Here is a 17,061-nt window from a genome sequence, read left to right on the forward strand (position 1 = left end):
CGCGCAACCGGGGCCGCCTGGCCGGGGCGTACCCGCACGCGCCGAGCCGAGGAGACACCCCGTACCGGCACCGCTCCCCGACCCGGGCGGAGCCAGAGCCGGACCGCCAAGCCTCCGCAGGGCACCCCCGCCCGGGCGGAGCCAAACCGGCCGCCTGCAGGGAAAGGGCCAGATCCGCAGACCGCGCCGGAGGCGTCAGGCGTCGAGGCCGATGGCGAACGCCGCCTCCAGGTCGTGCTGCGAGTACGTGCGGAACGCCACGTGCGTGTCCGTCGCCTCGACGCCCGGGATCTTGCTGATGCGGCCGGGGATGATGTCGGCCAGGTTCTCGTGGCGGTTCACGCGGACCAGCGCGATCAGGTCGTACGTCCCCGTGACGGAGTAGACCTCGCTGACGCTGTCCAGCGCCGCGATGGACTCGGCGATCTCGGGGATGCGGTCCACGCTGGTCTTGATGAGCACGATCGCGGTGATCACGGCTGGCTGTCTCCCTCGGTGGCCGTCGCTGGTCGCCTCACTCTAGTCGTACCCCGATAGCGGGCCCATGCGTAGAGGAAGCCGAGCGAGAACCCCACCAGATGGGCCAGATAGGCGACTCCCGGCCCGCTGTCGGCGCGGTGCGCCGCCACCCATTGGAGGGCGAACCAGAACAGCAGCACCATCCAGGCCGGGAAGCGCAGCGGCAGGAAGAAGAGGAACGGGAACAGGCTCGTCACCCTCGCCCGCGGGAGCAGGAAGAGGAAGGCGCCCAGGACGGCCGAGATCGCACCGGACGCGCCGACCAGCGTCTGCGCGGACTCCGCGTTGGCCGCCGCGTACGCCGCCAGCGCCAGGTAGCCCGTGCAGAGGTAGAAGACGAGGAACGCCGGACGGCCCATCCGCTCCTCGGCCAGCGCGCCGAAGACGAAGAGGAAGAGCATGTTCCCGAGCAGGTGCAGCCAGCTGCCGTGGACGAACAGCGCGGTCAGCGGCGTCAGCCAGGCGCGTGGGGTGTCCGTGAAGAGCTCGTCCGGGACCACGCCCCAGCGCCGGAAGTACGCGGTGCCCGCGGCCAGCAGGTCGTCACCGGTTCCGTAGCCGGGATCGAGCCCCGACGCGGGGCTCAGCACGAACACCACCGCGCAGCCCGCGATCAGCGCATGGGTGACCACCGGTCCCCGGGCAGCTTCGCGCACGGTCCGCCACCTTACGATCATGTGACAGAGCATGACGCAACGCGACCCCCCTGGAGCGGTGGCAGGCCGTAGGGTTACGAGCTGCGGTGCTCAGGCCGACGCGGACGGCCGAACGGACCGCTTTAATTGAATCAGCTACGAAGGAGAGAGCGGCCCGATGACGGTTCCCCTGCCGACCGACACCACGCGGTGGCGCTGCACCCTGTGCGGCAACCTCACCCGCTTCGACGTCACCCGCTCGTCGAAGGTCGTCGAGTACATCCACCTGGACCTCGCCGGGGAGCCCAAGGTCGAGGAGCGCGAGGTGGTCAATGAGACCATCGAGTCTGTCCGCTGTCGCTGGTGCAACGCGGTGGACCAGATCGAGCTCGTGGACAGGCCGGGCGCGGACTCCTGAAGGAGCCCCGCCCGCAGGTAGACCATCACGGTAGGGGTGACGGATTGTGGAGCCAGCAAGCGGCGCCGGGGCGGCCGACGCGGCCGACGACGCCGCGGAGGCGCTCGACCGCCCGCTGCCGGAAGGCGTGCGGCGCCGGGTCGTCGCGCTCGTCTCGGACGCCTTCGGCGCGCTGACGGTCGCGGACCTGCCGGCGCAGCTGCGCCAGTACGCCCGGTTCACCCCGACCCGGCGCGCCAAGTTCGCGGGCAACGCCATGGCCGCCGCGGTCGAGACCGACCCGGTGTTCCGCAGCAGGGTCGCCGAGAAGCTGCGCGAGGCGCAGTCGGACCTGGCCGGCGCGCTGGAGTCGGGCGCGCCGCCGGCCGCCGCGGACCCGCTGGACGTGGCGGCCGCCGCTTTCGTCCTGCGGCCCGCGGGGTGGGTCAAGCTGGTGGCCGCCGCAGGCGAGGAGGCGCTGCGCGCCGACGCCGAGCGGGTCGGTGAGGAGAGCCGGCGCGAGCTGGAGCGGCTGCGCGAGGAGCTGGAGCACGTACGGGAGCTGCAGCGTACGGGCGGTGAGCAGGTACGGGCCGAGCTGGAGGCGGCGCGCAAGGAAGCGGAATCGCTTCAGCGGCGGCTGCGCAGTGCGCTCAGCGACGTCAAGCGCGGCGAGGCGGCCCTGCGCAAGGTGACCGCCGAGATCGACGGGATCCGAGGCGAGGCCGCGACCCGTGTGGCGGCCGCCGAGAGCGAGAGCCGGCGGCTCAAGTCCCGTCTCTCGGAGGTGGAGACGGCGCTGGAGACCTCGCGCCGGGCCACCCGCGAGGGGCGCAGCATCGAGGACATGCGGCTGCGGCTGCTGCTGGACACCGTGCTGGACGCGGCGCAGGGGCTGCGCCGTGAGCTGGCGCTGCCTCCGGTGAACACCCGCCCGGCCGACACGGTGGACGCGGTGGAGCCGGGCCGGATGACGCCGAAGGACATCGCGGCGCGCGCCCTGTCGGAGACCGATCCGGCGCTGCTGGACCAGTTGTTGGCGCTGCCCCAGGCCCATCTGGTGGTCGACGGCTACAACGTGACCAAGACCGGCTATCCGACGATGCCGCTGGAGAAGCAGCGGCTGCGGCTGCTCGGCGGGCTGTCGATGCTGGCCGCGCAGACGGGCGCGGAGATGACCTGTGTCTTCGACGGCGCGGAGCTGGCGGCCCCGGTGCTGCTCGCGCCGCCGCGCGGGGTGCGGGTGCTGTTCTCCAAGGCCGGGGTGACGGCCGACGAGCTGATCCGGCAGCTGGTGCGGGCGGAGCCGCCGGGCCGGCCGGTGGTCGTGGTGTCCACGGACCGGGAGGTCGCCGACGGGGTGGCCAAGGCCGGAGCGCGGCCCGTAACGTCCGCTTTGTTGCTGAAGCGGCTTTCGCGCGTTTCCTAACTCCCGCACCGAATGCCGGAATTGACGGGTCCTGTCGAGGACGCACCGTCAAGTACCCGGCACGGAGCGTGGGCTGAAGGTAAAGAACCTGGTCGGGGCCCGAGTTTTTTCCCGGCAGGATTTGAACTGATCACAGCTGGGTCACTAGGGTCTGCTCAAACCTTCGTGCGGTAGATCACTCATTCGGGGTGGCAGCGAAGGTGCTGCCGAGTTGCGTTCTTCGGCGGCTCCAGGAAGAAGGAGATCGCCTTCGTGGCGTCCCACCGTCGACCCAAGCAGCCGACCCGCGCTCGTGTGACCGTACTCACCTCGGTCGCGGCCGCAGCCGTCGCCCTCACCGCACAGAGCGCCTCCGCAGCTCCGGCCAAGCCGAGCAAGGACGAGGTCAAGAGCCAGGTCGACGCCCTCTATGAAGAGGCGGAGCAGGCCACCGAGAAGTTCAACGGGGCCAAGGAGCGCCAGGCGACGCTCGAGAAGGAGATCGGGCAGATCCAGGACCAGGTCGCGCGCGGCCAGAGCGAGCTCAACGAGCTGCGCAGCGTGCTCGGTTCGATGGCGAGCGCCCAGTACCGCACCGGCGGCATCGACCCCTCCCTCGCCCTCCTCCTCTCCGAGGACCCCGACAGCTACCTCGACAAGGCCTCCTCCCTGGAGCACCTGAGCGGCAAGCAGGTCGAAGCGGTCCAGAAGATCCAGGCGAAGCAGCGCACCCTCGCGCAGCAGCGCCAGGAGGCTGCCGGCAAGCTCGCCGACCTCGACGCCACCCGCAAGGAGCTCGCCGAGAAGAAGAAGGTCTCGTCCGAGAAGCTCGCCGCCGCCCAGGCCATCCTCAACACCCTCACGGCGCAGGAGCGTGCCGCGCTGAAGGACGAGGAGACGCGCGCCAGCCGCGCCGACAGCCAGCGCGTCGACCTCGGCGACGTCAAGGCCTCGGGCCGCGCGGGAGCCGCCCTCGCCGCCGCCAAGACCAAGGTGGGCAGCGCGTACATCTCGGGCCACGAGGGCCCCAGCTCCTTCGACTGCTCCGGGCTGACGCAGTGGGCGTACAAGCAGGCCGGCGTCAACATCAGCCGTGTGACCTACACCCAGGCCAACGACGGCACCCGCATCAGCCGCAGCCAGCTGCAGCCCGGTGACCTGGTCTTCTTCTACGGAGACCTGCACCACGTCGGCCTGTACGCCGGCAACAACATGACGCTGCACGCCTCGAACCCGCGCGGCGGCGTCAAGTACGAGTCGATGGACAACATGCCGTTCCAGTTCGGTGTCCGCATCGGCTGACGGCCGACGGACGCGCCGTACGCCGCCCATCCGGGCGAATTCCACGGCCCCGCTCTGACCACACGCCCCGCCGGTGACCTGCGTCTCCGGTGGGGCGTCGGCATGTCCGCCCGCCCCCGGTCGTTGGTCGGTGCGTGGCCGCGCGGCTACTGTCTGCCAGCGCGGAACCCGGCACACGGCCGTCCACGGGGGCGGACCCGGGCCCGCCCAGCGGAAGGGAGCGGGTTCACATGGCGTCCCATCGTCGGCCCGGGCTCGGCGGCCTCGACCGGAACACCAAGGTCACCGTCCTCACCGCCGCCGCGGCCACCGCCGCGGTCGCCCTGGCGGCCGCACCCGCGGGCGCGGCCCCGAGCCTCCCGCAGGAGCCCGGCGGCGGCGCGAGATCCGGCGTCAGCGCCCAGGTCGACCGGCTCTACGAGGAGGCCGAGCAGGCCACCGAGCACTTCAACGAGGCGGGCGAGAAGGCCGACAGGCTCCGCACCGAGGTCAACCGGGCCCAGGACGCGGTCGCCCGCGGCCAGGAGCGCATCAACACCATGCGCGGCGTCCTCGGCACCTTCGCCGGGGCCCAGTACCGCAGCGGCGGCATCGACCCCGCCGTCGCGCTGATTCTCTCCCGGGACCCCGACTCCTACCTGGAACAGGCCGCCGCCCTGGACCGGCTGACCGAGCGCCAGGCCCGGCAGCTCGACGAACTGCGCCACGAGCAGCGCCGGCTCGGCCAGGTGCGCGCCGAGGCCTCCCGCAAACTCGCCGAACTCGACGCGCTGCGCTCCGACGTCGCCCGCCACAAGCGCGCCGTCACCGCCAAACTCGCCGCCGCGCAGCGGCTCCTCAACTCCATGCCGTCCGCGGAGCGGGCCGACTTCGAGCGCTCCTCCCGCTCCGGCGGGCGCCACGACGGCCAGCCCGACCTGGGCCCGATGGGCGGCGGCCCCTCCTCCGGCCGCGCCGCGGCGGCCGTGATGGCGGCCCGGGCCGCCATCGGCCGCCCGTATGTGTGGGGCTCCACCGGCCCTTCCGGCTTCGACTGCTCCGGGCTGATGGTCTGGTCCTACCGGCAGGCCGGCGTCTCGCTGCCGCGCACCTCGCAGGCCCAGCGGCACGCCGGGCGCCAGGTGCCGCTGTCGCAGGCCCGCCCGGGCGACCTGGTGACGTACCGCTCCGACGCCAGCCACGTCGGCATGTACGTGGGCAACGGCCAGGTGATCCACGCCCCCTACCCCGGAGCCCGGGTGCGCTACGACCCGGTCGGGATGATGCCGGTGTCGGCGGTGACCCGCCCCTGACCCGGCCAGGGGCGGACCCGCCCCCGCCGCCCGCGGACCGGCCTCCGCCGCCCCCGCCGCCCGCGGCACCCTGCGTACGATCGGCGGATGCTCCCCGTCCGCCGTCCGGCGCGCACCCTGCCGCTCGTGGCGCTCCTGCTGTGCGCGCTGCTCGCCGGCTGCGTTCCGCGGCCGGCCGGCCCCGCCGACTCCGCCGGACGCGACGTCCGCAAGGCCGTCGCCGACTGGTCGCGGGAGACCCCCGAGGGGCTCGCCGGGATCCCCTTCGCCGAGCGGTCGTACGAGGTCTCCTCGGTGCGGCGGGACGGCGCGCGGGCCGTCGCCGCGGCCCGGCTGCGCCACCGCCTGGCCGGCTACGACACGGCGCCCGAGGAGTCCGCGCGCGAGCTGGACCTCGTCCGGGAGGGCGGGGTCTGGCGGGTCGCCGCCGACCGCCCCGCGCCGGGCGCCCTGCCGCAGCTGTGGGACCAGGGCCCGGTGCGGGTGGCCGCCGGTACGCGCTCCCTGGTCCTCGGCGGGGCCGGGCAGAGCGCGCAGACGCTGCGGGAGATCGCGGCCGAGGCCGACCGGGCGGTTCCCGCGGTGAGCGCGGCCTGGCCCGGGCCCTGGGCGGGCCGGGTGGTCGTCCTGGTCCCCGGTTCCCTCGACGCGATGGCGCGGCTGCTGGGCCGCCCCGCCGACACCTACCGGGGGCTGGGCGCCGTCACCACCGGCCGGGTGGGCGCCGGCCCGGCCCCCGCGGACCGGGTCGTGGTCAATCCGGAGGGGTACGCCGGCCTGGGCGCGGAGGGCCGCCGGATCATCCTGACCCACGAGGTCACGCACGTGGCCACGCGCTCGGCGACCTCGGCGGCCACTCCGCTGTGGCTCTCCGAGGGCTTCGCGGACTGGGCGGCGTACCGGGGCGCCGCCACGACCGCCGAGCGGGCCGCCCCGGCGCTCGCCCGGGCGGTGCGGCGCGGCGCGCTGCCGGGGGAGCTGCCCCGGACGGAGGACTTCGCCTTCGGGGGTGACCCGGAGGCGGCGGCGCGGGCGTACGAGGGCGCATGGCTGGCCTGCCGGCTGATCGCGGCGAAGTGGGGCGAGAAGGCCCTGGTGGAGCTGTACGGGCGGGCCGGCCGCGAACCGCTGGAGACCGCGCTGCGGGCGACCCCCGGGGTGGACCGGGCCGGGCTGACGAAGGCCTGGCAGGAGTCCCTTCGCGAGGAGCTGCGCTGAGCGGGTACTGTCGGCAGGCGATGCACAAGACCCTGATCGTGACCAACGACTTCCCGCCGCGACCGGGCGGCATCCAGGCCTTCCTCCACAACATGGCGCTACGGCTGGATCCCGACCGTGTCGTCGTCTACGCCTCCACGTGGAAGCACAGTGCGGAGGGCCGCGAGGCCACTGCGGCCTTCGACGCGGAGCAGCCGTTCCAGGTGGTCCGCGACCGTACGACGATGCTGCTGCCGACCCCGCGCGTGACGCGGCGGGCGGTGGGCCTGCTGCGCGAACACGGCTGCGAGTCGGTGTGGTTCGGGGCCGCCGCCCCGCTCGGGCTGATGGGTCCGGCGCTGCGGCGGGCGGGCGCCCGGCGGATCGTGGCGACCACCCACGGGCACGAGGCGGGCTGGGCCCAGCTGCCGGCCGCGCGGCAGCTGCTGCGGCGGATCGGCGAGGGCACGGACACGCTGACGTACCTGGGGGAGTACACGCGCTCCCGGATCGCCTCGGCGGTCACCGGCCGGGCGGCGGCGCGGATGGTCCAACTCCCGCCGGGAGTCGACGAGAAGACCTTCCACCCGGGGTCGGGCGGCGACGAGGTCCGGGCCCGGCTCGGCCTGACGGACCGGCCCGTGGTGGTGTGCGTGTCGCGGCTGGTCCCGCGCAAGGGCCAGGACACGCTGATCGAGGCCATGCCGCGGATCCTGGCATCGGTCCCCGGCGCCGTGCTGCTGATCGTCGGGGGCGGCCCGTACGAGGCGGACCTGCGCGCGCTGGCCGCGGCCACGGGCGTGGCCTCGTCGGTGGTCTTCACCGGGGCGGTCCCGTGGTCCGAACTCCCCGCGCACTACGGCGCGGGCGACGTCTTCGCCATGCCCTGCCGGACCCGGCGCGGCGGCCTCGACGTGGAAGGGCTCGGCATCGTCTACCTGGAGGCCTCGGCGACGGGCCTGCCAGTGGTCGCGGGCGACTCGGGCGGAGCGCCGGACGCGGTGCTGGACGGCGAGACCGGCTGGGTCGTGCGGGGCGGTGAGCCCGAGGAGGCCGCGGACCGGATCGCGGCCCTGCTGAAGGACCCGGACCTGCGGGCGCGCATGGGTGAGCGGGGCCGCGCCTGGGTCGAGGAGAAGTGGCGCTGGGACCTCCTGGCGGAACGCCTGCGCGAGCTGCTGTAGCCGGTGCGGGTGCGGCGCCGCTGCCGGGGGCCCTGCCCCCGGACCCCCGCGCCTCAAACGCCGGCGGGGCTGAAACTGTCAGCCCGCGCCGGCAACCAGCTGCCCAGCCACGTCTGACTGTTCCTCGGATGTCTGTCAATACCGCGTCTGGGCGGACGGCTTGATTCCGCTCATGATGCGGCCATGGCATCCAATCTGACGCGTCGTCACATACTGGGTCTCGGCGCCCTCTCGACCGCCGCCGCACTCGGTTTCACCCGGATCGGGGCGGCCTCCGCCGCCGCCGCCGAGCCCGCCGCCGTCCCCTACGCCCCCGCCGTCGTCGTCGGCTCTGGCTACGGATCCGCCGTCGCCGCCCTGCGGCTCGGGCAGGCGGGCGTACGGACCGTCGTGCTCGAAATGGGCCGGCTGTGGGACACCCCCGGACCCGACGGCAAGGTCTTCCCCTCCACCTCCGCCCCCGACCACCGCTCCATGTGGTTCCGCACCCGCACCGAGGCCCCGCTCGCGCAGTTCCTCTGGCTCGACGTGGTCAACCGCGACATCAACCCGTACCCCGGCGTCCTGGACCGGGTCAACCACGGGGCCATGTCCGTCTACGTGGGACGAGGCGTCGGCGGCGGTTCGCTCGTCAACGGCGGTATGGCGCCCACCCCGCGGCGCTCGTACTTCACCGAGGTCTTCCCGGGCGTCGACGCCGGTGAGATGTACGGCACCTACTACCCCCGGGCCCGCGCCATGCTCGGTGTGAACGACATCGACCCCGCCTGGTTCGAGTCCACCGAGTGGTACCGGTTCGCCCGGATCTCCCGCAAGCACGCCCACAACACCGGCCTGAAGACCGTCTTCGTGCCCAACGTCTACGACTTCGGCCACATGAAGCGCGAGGCGGCGGGCACCGCGCCCCGCTCGGCCCTGGCCGGAGAGGTCATCTACGGAAACAACCACGGCAAGAGGAGCCTCGACAAGACCTACCTCGCCGCCGCCGTCGGCACCGGCAACGTCACCATCGAGACCATGCAGCGGGTGGTCGGCGTACGGCCCGACCCGGCCGGCGGGTACGTCCTGACGGTGCGCACCAGCGACGTCACCGGAAAGGTCACCCAGGTCCGCGAACTCGGCTGCCGGCAGCTCTTCCTCGGCGCCGGCAGCCTCGGCACCACCGAGATCCTGCTGCGGGCCCGCGAGACCGGTGCGCTGCCCGCGCTCAGCGAGCAGGTCGGGCGCGGCTGGGGACCCAACGGCAACGTCATGACCGCACGCGCCAACCATCTCTGGGACACCGTCGGCGCCCGCCAGGCCACCATGCCCGCCCTCGGCATCGACGACTGGGACAACGCAGCGAACCCGGTCTTCGCCGAGATCGCCCCGCTCCCCATGGGCCTGGAGCACTGGATCTCGATGTACCTGGCCATCACCAGGAACCGGGAGCGCGGGTACTTCACCTACGACGCGGCCACCGACTCCGCCCGCCTCAACTGGCGGCGGGAGCAGAACACGCCCGCGGTCGACGCGGCGAAGAACCTCTTCGACCGCATCAACCGGCGCAACTTCACGATCTACCGCTACGACCTGTTCGGCGGGAACAGGGCCTTCGCCGACGACTTCACCTACCACCCGCTCGGCGGCTGCGTCCTCGGGGACGCGACCGACACCTACGGGCGGGTCAAGGGGTACCAGGGGCTGTACGTGGTCGACGGCTCCCTGGTCCCGGGGTCGCTCGGTGTGAACCCGTTCGTCACCATCACCGCTCTCGCCGAGCGGAACATGGAACGGGTCCTCGCCGACCCCCGCTGACAGCGGCCTCCGGCCGTCGGCGCCGTCGGACCGCGGCCGCGGTCAGCCGCGGTAGAGCGCCTCGATCTCGTCCGCGTAGTCCTTCGCCACCACGTTGCGCTTCAGCTTCAGCGACGGCGTGATGTGACCCGACTCCTCCGTGAACTGGGAGGGCAGAATGCGGAATTTCCGCACCGATTCCGCCTTGGAAACCGCCGCGTTGCCATCGTCGATCGCCTGCTGGACGGCGGCGATCAGCTCCGCGTCCTCGCGCAGCTCCGCCGCCGTCACACCCGCCGGCTTGCCGTTCTCCGCCGCCCAGCGGCCGAGGAACTCCTCGTCGATCGTGACCAGCGCCGCCACGAACGGCCGCCCGTCGCCGACCACCATGCACTCCGCGACCAGCGCGTGCGCCCGGATCCGGTCCTCGATCACCGCGGGGGCCACGTTCTTGCCGCCCGCCGTGACGATGAGCTCCTTCTTGCGGCCCGTGATCGTGAGGTAGCCGTCCTCGTCGAGAGTGCCGACGTCGCCGGTGTGGAACCAGCCGTCGGTCAGCGCCTCGGCGGTCGCCGCCTCGTTCTTCCAGTACCCGGTGAAGATCTGCTCGCCGTGCAGCAGCACCTCGCCGTCGTCCGCGATGCGCACCACGGAGCCCGGCATGGGCTGGCCGACCGTACCGATCTTCTGCTTGTCCCACGGGTTGAAGGTCGTCGCCGCACAGGACTCCGTCAGGCCGTAGCCCTCCAGGACTGTGAAGCCGATGCCGCGGAAGAAGTGGCCCAGCCGCTCGCCCAGCGGGGCGCCGCCGGAGATTGCGAACTCGCCGCGGCCGCCGAGGACCGCGTGCAGCTTGCTGTAGACCAGCTTCGAGAAGATCTTGTGCTTGAGCTTCAGCCCGAAGGACGGGCCGCGCGGAGTGTCCAGCGCACGGCTGTAGGCGATGGCCGTGTCGGCCGCCGCGTCGAAGATCTTGCCCTTGCCCTCGGCCTGCGCCTTGGCGCGCGCCGAGTTGTAGACCTTCTCGAAGACCCGGGGGACGCCGAGGATCAGCGTGGGCCGGAAGGACTGCAGCTCGTCGGTGAGGTTCTTGATGTCCGGTACGCAGCCCAGGCGGATCGGCGCCAGCACGGCCGCCACCTCCACGAGCCGCCCGAAGACGTGCGCGGCCGGCAGGAACAGCAGCACCGAGCACTCGCCGGTTTTGAACAGCGGCTTCAGGCGCTCCACCGCGTTGCCGCACTCCGCGAAGAAGTTGCGGTGGGTCAGCACGCAGCCCTTGGGGCGGCCGGTGGTGCCCGAGGTGTAGACGATGGTGGCCGGGTCGTCGGCGTTCGCGAGGCTGCTGCGCTCGTCGACCTCGGCGTCGGTGACGGCCGCGCCCGCGGCCTTCAGTGCCTCCACGGCGCCCTGCTCGATCTCCCAGACGTCGCGCAGCTCCGGCAGGCGGTCACGCAGCGAGGCCACGGCCTGGCCGTGCCCGGCGTTCTCCACGACGGCGGCCACCGCGCCGGAGTCGCCGAGGATCCACTGGATCTGCTCGGGGGAGCTGGTCTCGTACACGGGGACGGTGACGCCGCCCGCGCTCCAGATCGCGAAGTCGATCAGCACCCACTCGTAGCGGGTGCGGGAGATCAGGGCGACCCGGTCGCCGGGGCGGACGCCGGCCGCGATCAGGCCCTTGGCCGTCGCACGCACCTCGGCCAGGAACTCGGTCGCCGTCACGTCCTGCCACCGGCCGTCGGCCTTGCGGCTCATGACGGCGGTGTCTGGGTGCTGGGCGGCGTTGCGGCGGATGAGATCCGTCAGGTTCCCGTCCGACGGGACCTCGTACAGGGCCGGAAGGCTGAACTCGCGCAAGACTGCTGCTCCTCTGGGCGCCATCGCCACCATGTGGACCGACCGGACGTTACCCACCGGTAGTGGGTTCCCGATAGAGGGAACCGGCCAGATGTTCCGTGCGTCACATTCTGCACTCACAGGGTCCGTCCCCGACGGGCCGACAGTAGTCGACCCCCTCGCAGACTCGGAAGTAACCGCAGGTAGGCCCCGCTTTCACAAGCCCACTACCAGCTCCTCACCGGCCCCCCTAGGGTTGGCCGCATGGCTGGCAGCATGCGGGGCGGGAAGAACGGCACGAGCGGATCGAGCCGTACACGGGTCCACGTCGTGAGCGACGTGCACGGCAACACCGAGGCCCTCGCCCGCGCCGGCGACGGCGCGGACGCCCTGATCTGCCTCGGCGACCTCGTCCTCTTCCTCGACTACGCCGACCACTCCCGCGGGATCTTCCCCGACCTGTTCGGCGTCGAGAACGCCGACCTCATCGTCGAGCTGCGCACGCAGCGCCGCTTCGAGGAGGCCCACGCCCTCGGCCGGCGCCTGTGGGCGGGCCTCGACCGCGAGCGCATGATCGAGGACGCGGTACGCCGCCAGTACGCGGAGATGTTCGCCGCCTTCCCCCGCCCCACCTACGCCACCTACGGCAACGTCGACATCCCGGACCTGTGGCCCGAGTACGCCGACCGCCACGGCCTCACCGTCCTCGACGGACAGCGGGCCGAGATCGCCGGCCGCGTCTTCGGCTTCGTCGGCGGCGGACTCCCCTCACCCATGCGCACCCCCTACGAAGTGGACGTGGAGGAGTACGCCGCCAAGGTCGAGGCCCTCGGCGAGGTCGACGTACTGTGCTCGCACATCCCGCCGGAAGTCCCCGAGCTCTGCTACGACACCGTCGCCCGCCGCTTCGAACGCGGCAGCGAGGCCCTGCTGGCCGCCATCCGCCGCACCCGGCCCCGCTACGCCCTCTTCGGCCACGTCCACCAGCCGCTCGCCCGCCGCATGCGGATCGGAGCCACCGAGTGCGTGAACGTCGGGCACTTCGCCTCCACCGGCCGCCCCTGGGTCATGGAGTGGTGACAGCGCCGGCGACCGACCGGTTCCGGACGCCCCGCGGCGGACCCGGGGAGCCACTGGAGTGGCGGCGTCCACACGCGCGGTAGCCTTCACGCGGCGGCCGGAGGCCGTACACATCCTCGAACAATCTCCGGAGGAGCGACCGCGATGGCGGAACACACCAGCTCAAGCATCACGATCGACGCCGCGCCCGGCGACGTGATGGCCGTGATCGCCGACTTCGCCCGCTACCCCGAGTGGACCGGCGAGGTGAAGGAGGCCGAGGTCCTCGCCACCGACGCCGACGGCCGGGCCGAGAAGGTCCGGCTGCTGCTCGACGCGGGCGCGATCAAGGACGACCACACCCTCGCCTACACCTGGAAGGGCACCGACGAGGTCAGCTGGACCCTGGACAAGTCCCAGATGCTGCGCCAGCTCGACGGCTCCTACCGGCTCGCCCCGGTGGACGGCGGCAAGCGCACCGAGGTCACCTACCAGCTGACCGTCGACGTCAAGATCCCCATGCTCGGCATGATCAAGCGCAAGGCCGAGAAGGTCATCATCGACCGCGCACTGGCGGGCCTGAAGAAGCGCGTCGAGTCCGTCTGACCCAGCCGGGAAGGTGCCGTGCCCGGCCGCCGGACACGGCACCTCCCATGGGATCCCGCCGCGGACCCCGCACGGCGGCGCACCCCACCGACCCGGAGCAACCGCACATGCACACCTTGCTCATCACCGGCCCCGGCGGGGCCGGGCGGACCACCGTGGCGGCGGCCACCGCCCTCGCCGCGGCCCGCCGGGGCAGGCAGGTGCTGCTGCTCTCCGGCGACCCGGGCGACCCGCTCGCCGAACTCCTCGGCGACCCGCTCCCGCCCGGCCTGAGCGTCGCCGCGGTGGACTCCGGCCAGGAGTTCCGCGACGAGCTCGCCGCCCTCCAGGAACGCGGATCCGCCCTGCTCTCCATGGTCGGAGCCCGGCCGCTGGGCGCCGAGGAACTCACCGAACTGCCCGGCTCCGAACAGTTCGCCCTGCTCCGCGCCCTGCGCCGGGCCGCCGCCGCACCCGACACCGACCTCGTCGTCGTCGACCTGCCCCCGCTCCACCAGGCCGTCGCCACCCTCGCCCTCCCCGCCCAGCTGCGCCGCTACCTCGCCCGCCTGCTCCCCGCCGAGAAGCAGGCCGCCCGCGCCCTGCGGCCCGTACTGGCCCAGCTGGCCGGCGTACCCATGCCCGCCCAGTGGCTCTACGAGGCCGCCGCACGCTGGGACGAGGAGCTCGCCGCCGTCCAGGCCGTCATCGAGGCGGACACCACCGAGGTACGCCTGGTCGCCGAGCCCGGACCGGCCGCCGCCGACGCGCTCCGGACGGGACGGCTGGGCCTCGCCCTCCAGCAGCTGGCCGTCCGCGACGTCGTCGCCAACCGGACGGTCCCGCCCGGCTCCGCCGACCCCTGGCTCGCCGGGCTCGCCGCCCAGCAGGAGAAGTACGCCGCCCAGTGGGCCGGCGACGGCCCCGTCGTCACCCTCGCCCACCTCGGACCCGACCCCCAGGGCCAGGACGACCTCGACCGGCTCGCCGCCCCCGGCGGACTCGTCCCGGACCCGCCCGCCCCCCGCCGGGCCTGGCCCGTCGAGGACCGGCTCGCCGAGGACGGCGTCCTCGTCTGGGTGGTTCCGCTGCCCGGCGCACACAAACGCGACCTCGACCTCGTCCGCCGCGGCGACGAGCTGCTGCTCACGGCGGGCCCGTACCGAAGGATCGTTCCGCTGCCCTCGGCGCTGCGCCGGTGCACCGTCTCCGGTGCCGCCCTCACCGAGGGCGAGCTCCGCGTCCGCTTCACCCCGGACCCGGGCCTGTGGCCCCGTACGCGCTGAACCGGATACCCCCGTTCGGGTACCGTCGAAGGTAGACAGCACGCACGCCCAGCAGCCGCCTCAGGAGAGTCCGCCATGAGCGAGGCCACCGACCGCCCCACCGACGACGACGCCTGGGCCAAGGCCTGTGCCGAGGACCTCGCCGCCGAGAAGGAGCGCCTGCGCGGGCAGGGCCAGGCGGGCCCCGGCGCCACCGGGACCGCCGCCGAGGAGCTCTTCAAGCTCTTCGAGGCCGTCGCCGACAAGGTCTCCGGACTGAACAACCCGCTGTTCGGCGTCGCCGCCCAGGGCGCGGTGCGTCAGATCGTCGACCAGGCCAAAAGCGCGGCGAAGCCCGTCATCGAACGCAACCCCGAGGTCTTCGACCACCTCGCGGCCGCCGGCTCCGAGCTCCTCGCCGCCTACCGCTCCGCCGTCGAGGGCCACGAGGGCCGGTGGACCCGCGGCGAGACCGGCACCCCCCGGCAGGCGCCCGCGGACCGCGACCCGCGCGGTGACGGCCCCGAAGACGGCCCGGCGGAGCGGATCGATCTCGACTGAGCCCGCGGCGCCCTCGGGTACCGTTGGCCGTGGCGGGGTTTGACCGGAAACCGAGGGACTAATGGGACTCACCATCGGCGTCGACATCGGCGGCACGAAGATCGCGGCCGGCGTGGTCGACGAAGAGGGCACGATCCTTGAGACGTACAAGGTGCCCACCCCGCCGACCGCGGACGGAGTGACGGAGGCCATCTGCGCCGCCGTCTCCGAGGTCAGCAGCAACCACACCATCGAGGCCGTCGGCATCGGCGCCGCCGGATACGTCGACGACAAGCGCGCGACCGTACTCTTCGCGCCGAACATCAACTGGCGCCACGAGCCGCTCAAGGACAAGGTCGAGCAGCGCATCGGCCTGCCCGTCGTCGTCGAGAACGACGCGAACTGCGCGGCCTGGGGCGAATACCGCTTCGGCGCCGGCCAGGGCCACGACGACGTCATCTGCATCACGCTCGGCACCGGCCTGGGCGGCGGCATCATCATCGGCAACAAGCTGCGGCGCGGACGCTTCGGCGTCGCCGCCGAGTTCGGCCACATCCGGGTCGTCCCGGACGGTCTGCTGTGCGGCTGCGGCAGCCAGGGCTGCTGGGAGCAGTACGCCTCCGGCCGCGCGCTCGTCCGCTACGCCAAGCAGCGCGCCAACGCCACCCCCGAGAACGCGGCGATCCTGCTCGCGCTCGGCGACGGCACCCCCGACGGCATCGAGGGCAAGCACATCAGCGAGGCCGCCCGGCAGGGCGACCTGGTCGCCGTCGACGCCTTCCGCGAACTGGCCCGCTGGGCCGGCGCGGGCCTCGCCGACCTGGCGTCCCTGTTCGACCCCTCGGCGTTCATCGTCGGCGGCGGCGTCTCCGACGAGGGCGACCTCGTACTCGACCCGATCCGCAAGTCCTTCAAGCGCTGGCTGGTCGGCGGCGCCTGGCGTCCGCACGCCCAGGTGCTCGCCGCGCAGCTCGGCGGCAAGGCCGGACTCGTCGGAGCGGCCGACCTGGCCCGCCAGGGCTGACGCCGCCTGGGCTGACGCCGCCCGGGCCGATGCCTTCCACCCGGACCGCCCGCCGCGCCCCTTGGGGGAGCGGCGGGCGGCTGCGTATCTTGCCGTACATGGACCAGTCGCCGCTGCCCTCGCTGCCGAAGTCCCGTACGGAGCCGGACGGTTCCGCCGTGATCCGGGTGCTCGGATACAACGTCCGCTCGCTGCGCGACGACGAGGAGGCGCTGGTCCGGGTCATCCGCGCCTGCGAGCCGGACCTGGTCCTCGTACAGGAGGCGCCGCGGTTCTTCCGGTGGCGCAAACACGCGGCGAGGCTGGCCAGGAAGTGCGACCTGGTGGTGCTGGGCGGCGGCGCGACGGCGACCGGACCGCTCCTGCTGTGCTCGCTGCGGGTCTTCGTGGAGCGGACACAGGACGTACTGCTGCCGCACACACCCGGACTGCACCGACGGGGCCTGGCCACCGCGGTCGTGCGCATCGGGGGCGTGCGCGTGGGTGTGGTCTCGGCGCACCTGTCCCTGGACCGGGCGCAGCGGCGGGCCCAGGCGGACCTCGTCCTCGACGGGGTGGCCGCGCTGGACACCCCGTACGGGATCGTCGCGGGGGACGTGAACGAGGGCCCGGACGGCCCCGCCTTCGGACGGCTCGCCTCCGTGCTGCAGGACTGCTGGGCGGTGGCGCCGTGGGGCGGGCAGCGGACCTTCCCGGCGACGGCGCCGGACCGGCGGATCGACGCGGTGTTCGCCACGGCGGGGGTGGAGGTGCTGGCCTGCGGGGTCCCTGCGGGGCTGGCGGGGGTGTCCGGGGCGGACCTGCGGTCGGCCACGGACCACCTGCCGGTGCTGGCGGTGCTGCGGCTGCCGGCTGTCGCGTAGCTCCGGGGTCCGGGTGCGGCGCTGCTGCGGGGGCCCTGCCCCCGGGCCCCCGCGCCTCAAACGCCGGCGGGGCTGAGAAGAGCGGGGCTCCGCCCCGGGCCCCGCGCCTCAAACGCCGGCGAGGCTGAAAGAGCGCCGGCGAGGCTGAGAAGAGCGGCGGCGGGGCTGAGAAGAGC

Annotated in this window: 16 protein-coding genes; 13 read left to right on the plus strand and 3 right to left on the minus strand. The window is 73.3% G+C overall.

Annotation, left to right across the window (positions count from 1 at the left end; translation table 11 throughout):
- Positions 1–195 precede the first annotated feature (195 nt).
- Complete coding sequence (locus AAT21_RS03715) at positions 196–477, minus strand: Lrp/AsnC family transcriptional regulator (RefSeq protein ID WP_030036325.1); 282 nt, start codon at positions 475–477, stop codon at positions 196–198.
- Positions 474–1,208: a rhomboid family intramembrane serine protease gene (locus AAT21_RS03720; RefSeq protein ID WP_046775210.1), complete on the minus strand. Its 735-nt coding sequence runs from the start codon at positions 1,206–1,208 to the stop codon at positions 474–476. The genes AAT21_RS03715 and AAT21_RS03720 overlap by 4 nt, the downstream gene beginning before the upstream one ends.
- Positions 1,209–1,332: 124 nt before the next feature.
- Here AAT21_RS03720 and AAT21_RS03725 point away from each other — a divergent pair, with 124 nt between their 5' ends.
- The 7 genes from AAT21_RS03725 to AAT21_RS03755 all read left to right on the plus strand — a co-directional run bounded on the left by AAT21_RS03725 (position 1,333) and on the right by AAT21_RS03755 (position 9,731).
- Complete coding sequence (locus AAT21_RS03725; RefSeq protein ID WP_030036330.1) at positions 1,333–1,572, plus strand: hypothetical protein; 240 nt, start codon at positions 1,333–1,335, stop codon at positions 1,570–1,572.
- Between the two features lie 43 nt (positions 1,573–1,615).
- Entirely contained in the window at positions 1,616–2,980 is a 1,365-nt protein-coding gene (locus AAT21_RS03730; protein ID WP_046775211.1) for an NYN domain-containing protein, read from the plus strand.
- Positions 2,981–3,232: 252 nt separating this feature from the next.
- Positions 3,233–4,261: a C40 family peptidase gene (locus tag AAT21_RS03735; protein ID WP_046775212.1), complete on the plus strand. Its 1,029-nt coding sequence runs from the start codon at positions 3,233–3,235 to the stop codon at positions 4,259–4,261.
- A gap of 230 nt (positions 4,262–4,491) precedes the next feature.
- Positions 4,492–5,553 carry a C40 family peptidase gene (locus AAT21_RS03740; protein WP_046775213.1) on the plus strand — a complete coding sequence of 354 codons (1,062 nt, stop codon included), beginning with the start codon at positions 4,492–4,494 and terminating at the stop codon, positions 5,551–5,553.
- 87 nt (positions 5,554–5,640) lie between these two features.
- On the plus strand, positions 5,641–6,771 hold the full coding sequence (locus AAT21_RS03745) for a hypothetical protein (RefSeq protein WP_046775214.1): 1,131 nt from the start codon (positions 5,641–5,643) through the stop codon (positions 6,769–6,771).
- A gap of 20 nt (positions 6,772–6,791) precedes the next feature.
- Complete coding sequence (locus tag AAT21_RS03750; protein WP_046775215.1) at positions 6,792–7,934, plus strand: glycosyltransferase family 4 protein; 1,143 nt, start codon at positions 6,792–6,794, stop codon at positions 7,932–7,934.
- Between the two features lie 183 nt (positions 7,935–8,117).
- Positions 8,118–9,731 (plus strand): GMC oxidoreductase, encoded by a 1,614-nt coding sequence (locus AAT21_RS03755; protein ID WP_046775216.1) that lies wholly within the window; start codon positions 8,118–8,120, stop codon positions 9,729–9,731.
- A gap of 42 nt (positions 9,732–9,773) precedes the next feature.
- Here the strand turns inward: AAT21_RS03755 and AAT21_RS03760 are convergent, their stop codons facing one another.
- Entirely contained in the window at positions 9,774–11,570 is a 1,797-nt protein-coding gene (locus AAT21_RS03760) for an AMP-dependent synthetase/ligase (RefSeq protein WP_046775217.1), read from the minus strand.
- 243 nt (positions 11,571–11,813) lie between these two features.
- Between AAT21_RS03760 and AAT21_RS03765 the strand changes: the two genes are divergently transcribed.
- The 6 genes from AAT21_RS03765 (at position 11,814) to AAT21_RS03790 (ending at position 16,885) form a co-directional block, all read left to right on the plus strand.
- On the plus strand, positions 11,814–12,629 hold the full coding sequence (locus AAT21_RS03765) for a metallophosphoesterase family protein (protein WP_235438670.1): 816 nt from the start codon (positions 11,814–11,816) through the stop codon (positions 12,627–12,629).
- A gap of 144 nt (positions 12,630–12,773) precedes the next feature.
- Positions 12,774–13,214, plus strand: a complete 441-nt coding sequence (locus AAT21_RS03770) for an SRPBCC family protein (protein WP_030765795.1) — start codon at positions 12,774–12,776, stop codon at positions 13,212–13,214.
- A 107-nt stretch (positions 13,215–13,321) separates the two neighbouring features.
- On the plus strand, positions 13,322–14,479 hold the full coding sequence (locus AAT21_RS03775) for an ArsA family ATPase (RefSeq protein ID WP_046775588.1): 1,158 nt from the start codon (positions 13,322–13,324) through the stop codon (positions 14,477–14,479).
- A gap of 75 nt (positions 14,480–14,554) precedes the next feature.
- Entirely contained in the window at positions 14,555–15,019 is a 465-nt protein-coding gene (locus tag AAT21_RS03780; RefSeq protein WP_046775218.1) for a DUF5304 domain-containing protein, read from the plus strand.
- Positions 15,020–15,080: 61 nt separating this feature from the next.
- Positions 15,081–16,022 carry an ROK family glucokinase gene (locus AAT21_RS03785; protein ID WP_046775219.1) on the plus strand — a complete coding sequence of 314 codons (942 nt, stop codon included), beginning with the start codon at positions 15,081–15,083 and terminating at the stop codon, positions 16,020–16,022.
- A 98-nt stretch (positions 16,023–16,120) separates the two neighbouring features.
- Complete coding sequence (locus AAT21_RS03790) at positions 16,121–16,885, plus strand: endonuclease/exonuclease/phosphatase family protein (RefSeq protein ID WP_046775220.1); 765 nt, start codon at positions 16,121–16,123, stop codon at positions 16,883–16,885.
- Positions 16,886–17,061: the final 176 nt, after the last annotated feature.

Origin of the sequence: Streptomyces yangpuensis, from assembly GCF_001005295.1 — a bacterium.
GTDB lineage: Bacteria > Actinomycetota > Actinomycetes > Streptomycetales > Streptomycetaceae > Streptomyces > Streptomyces yangpuensis.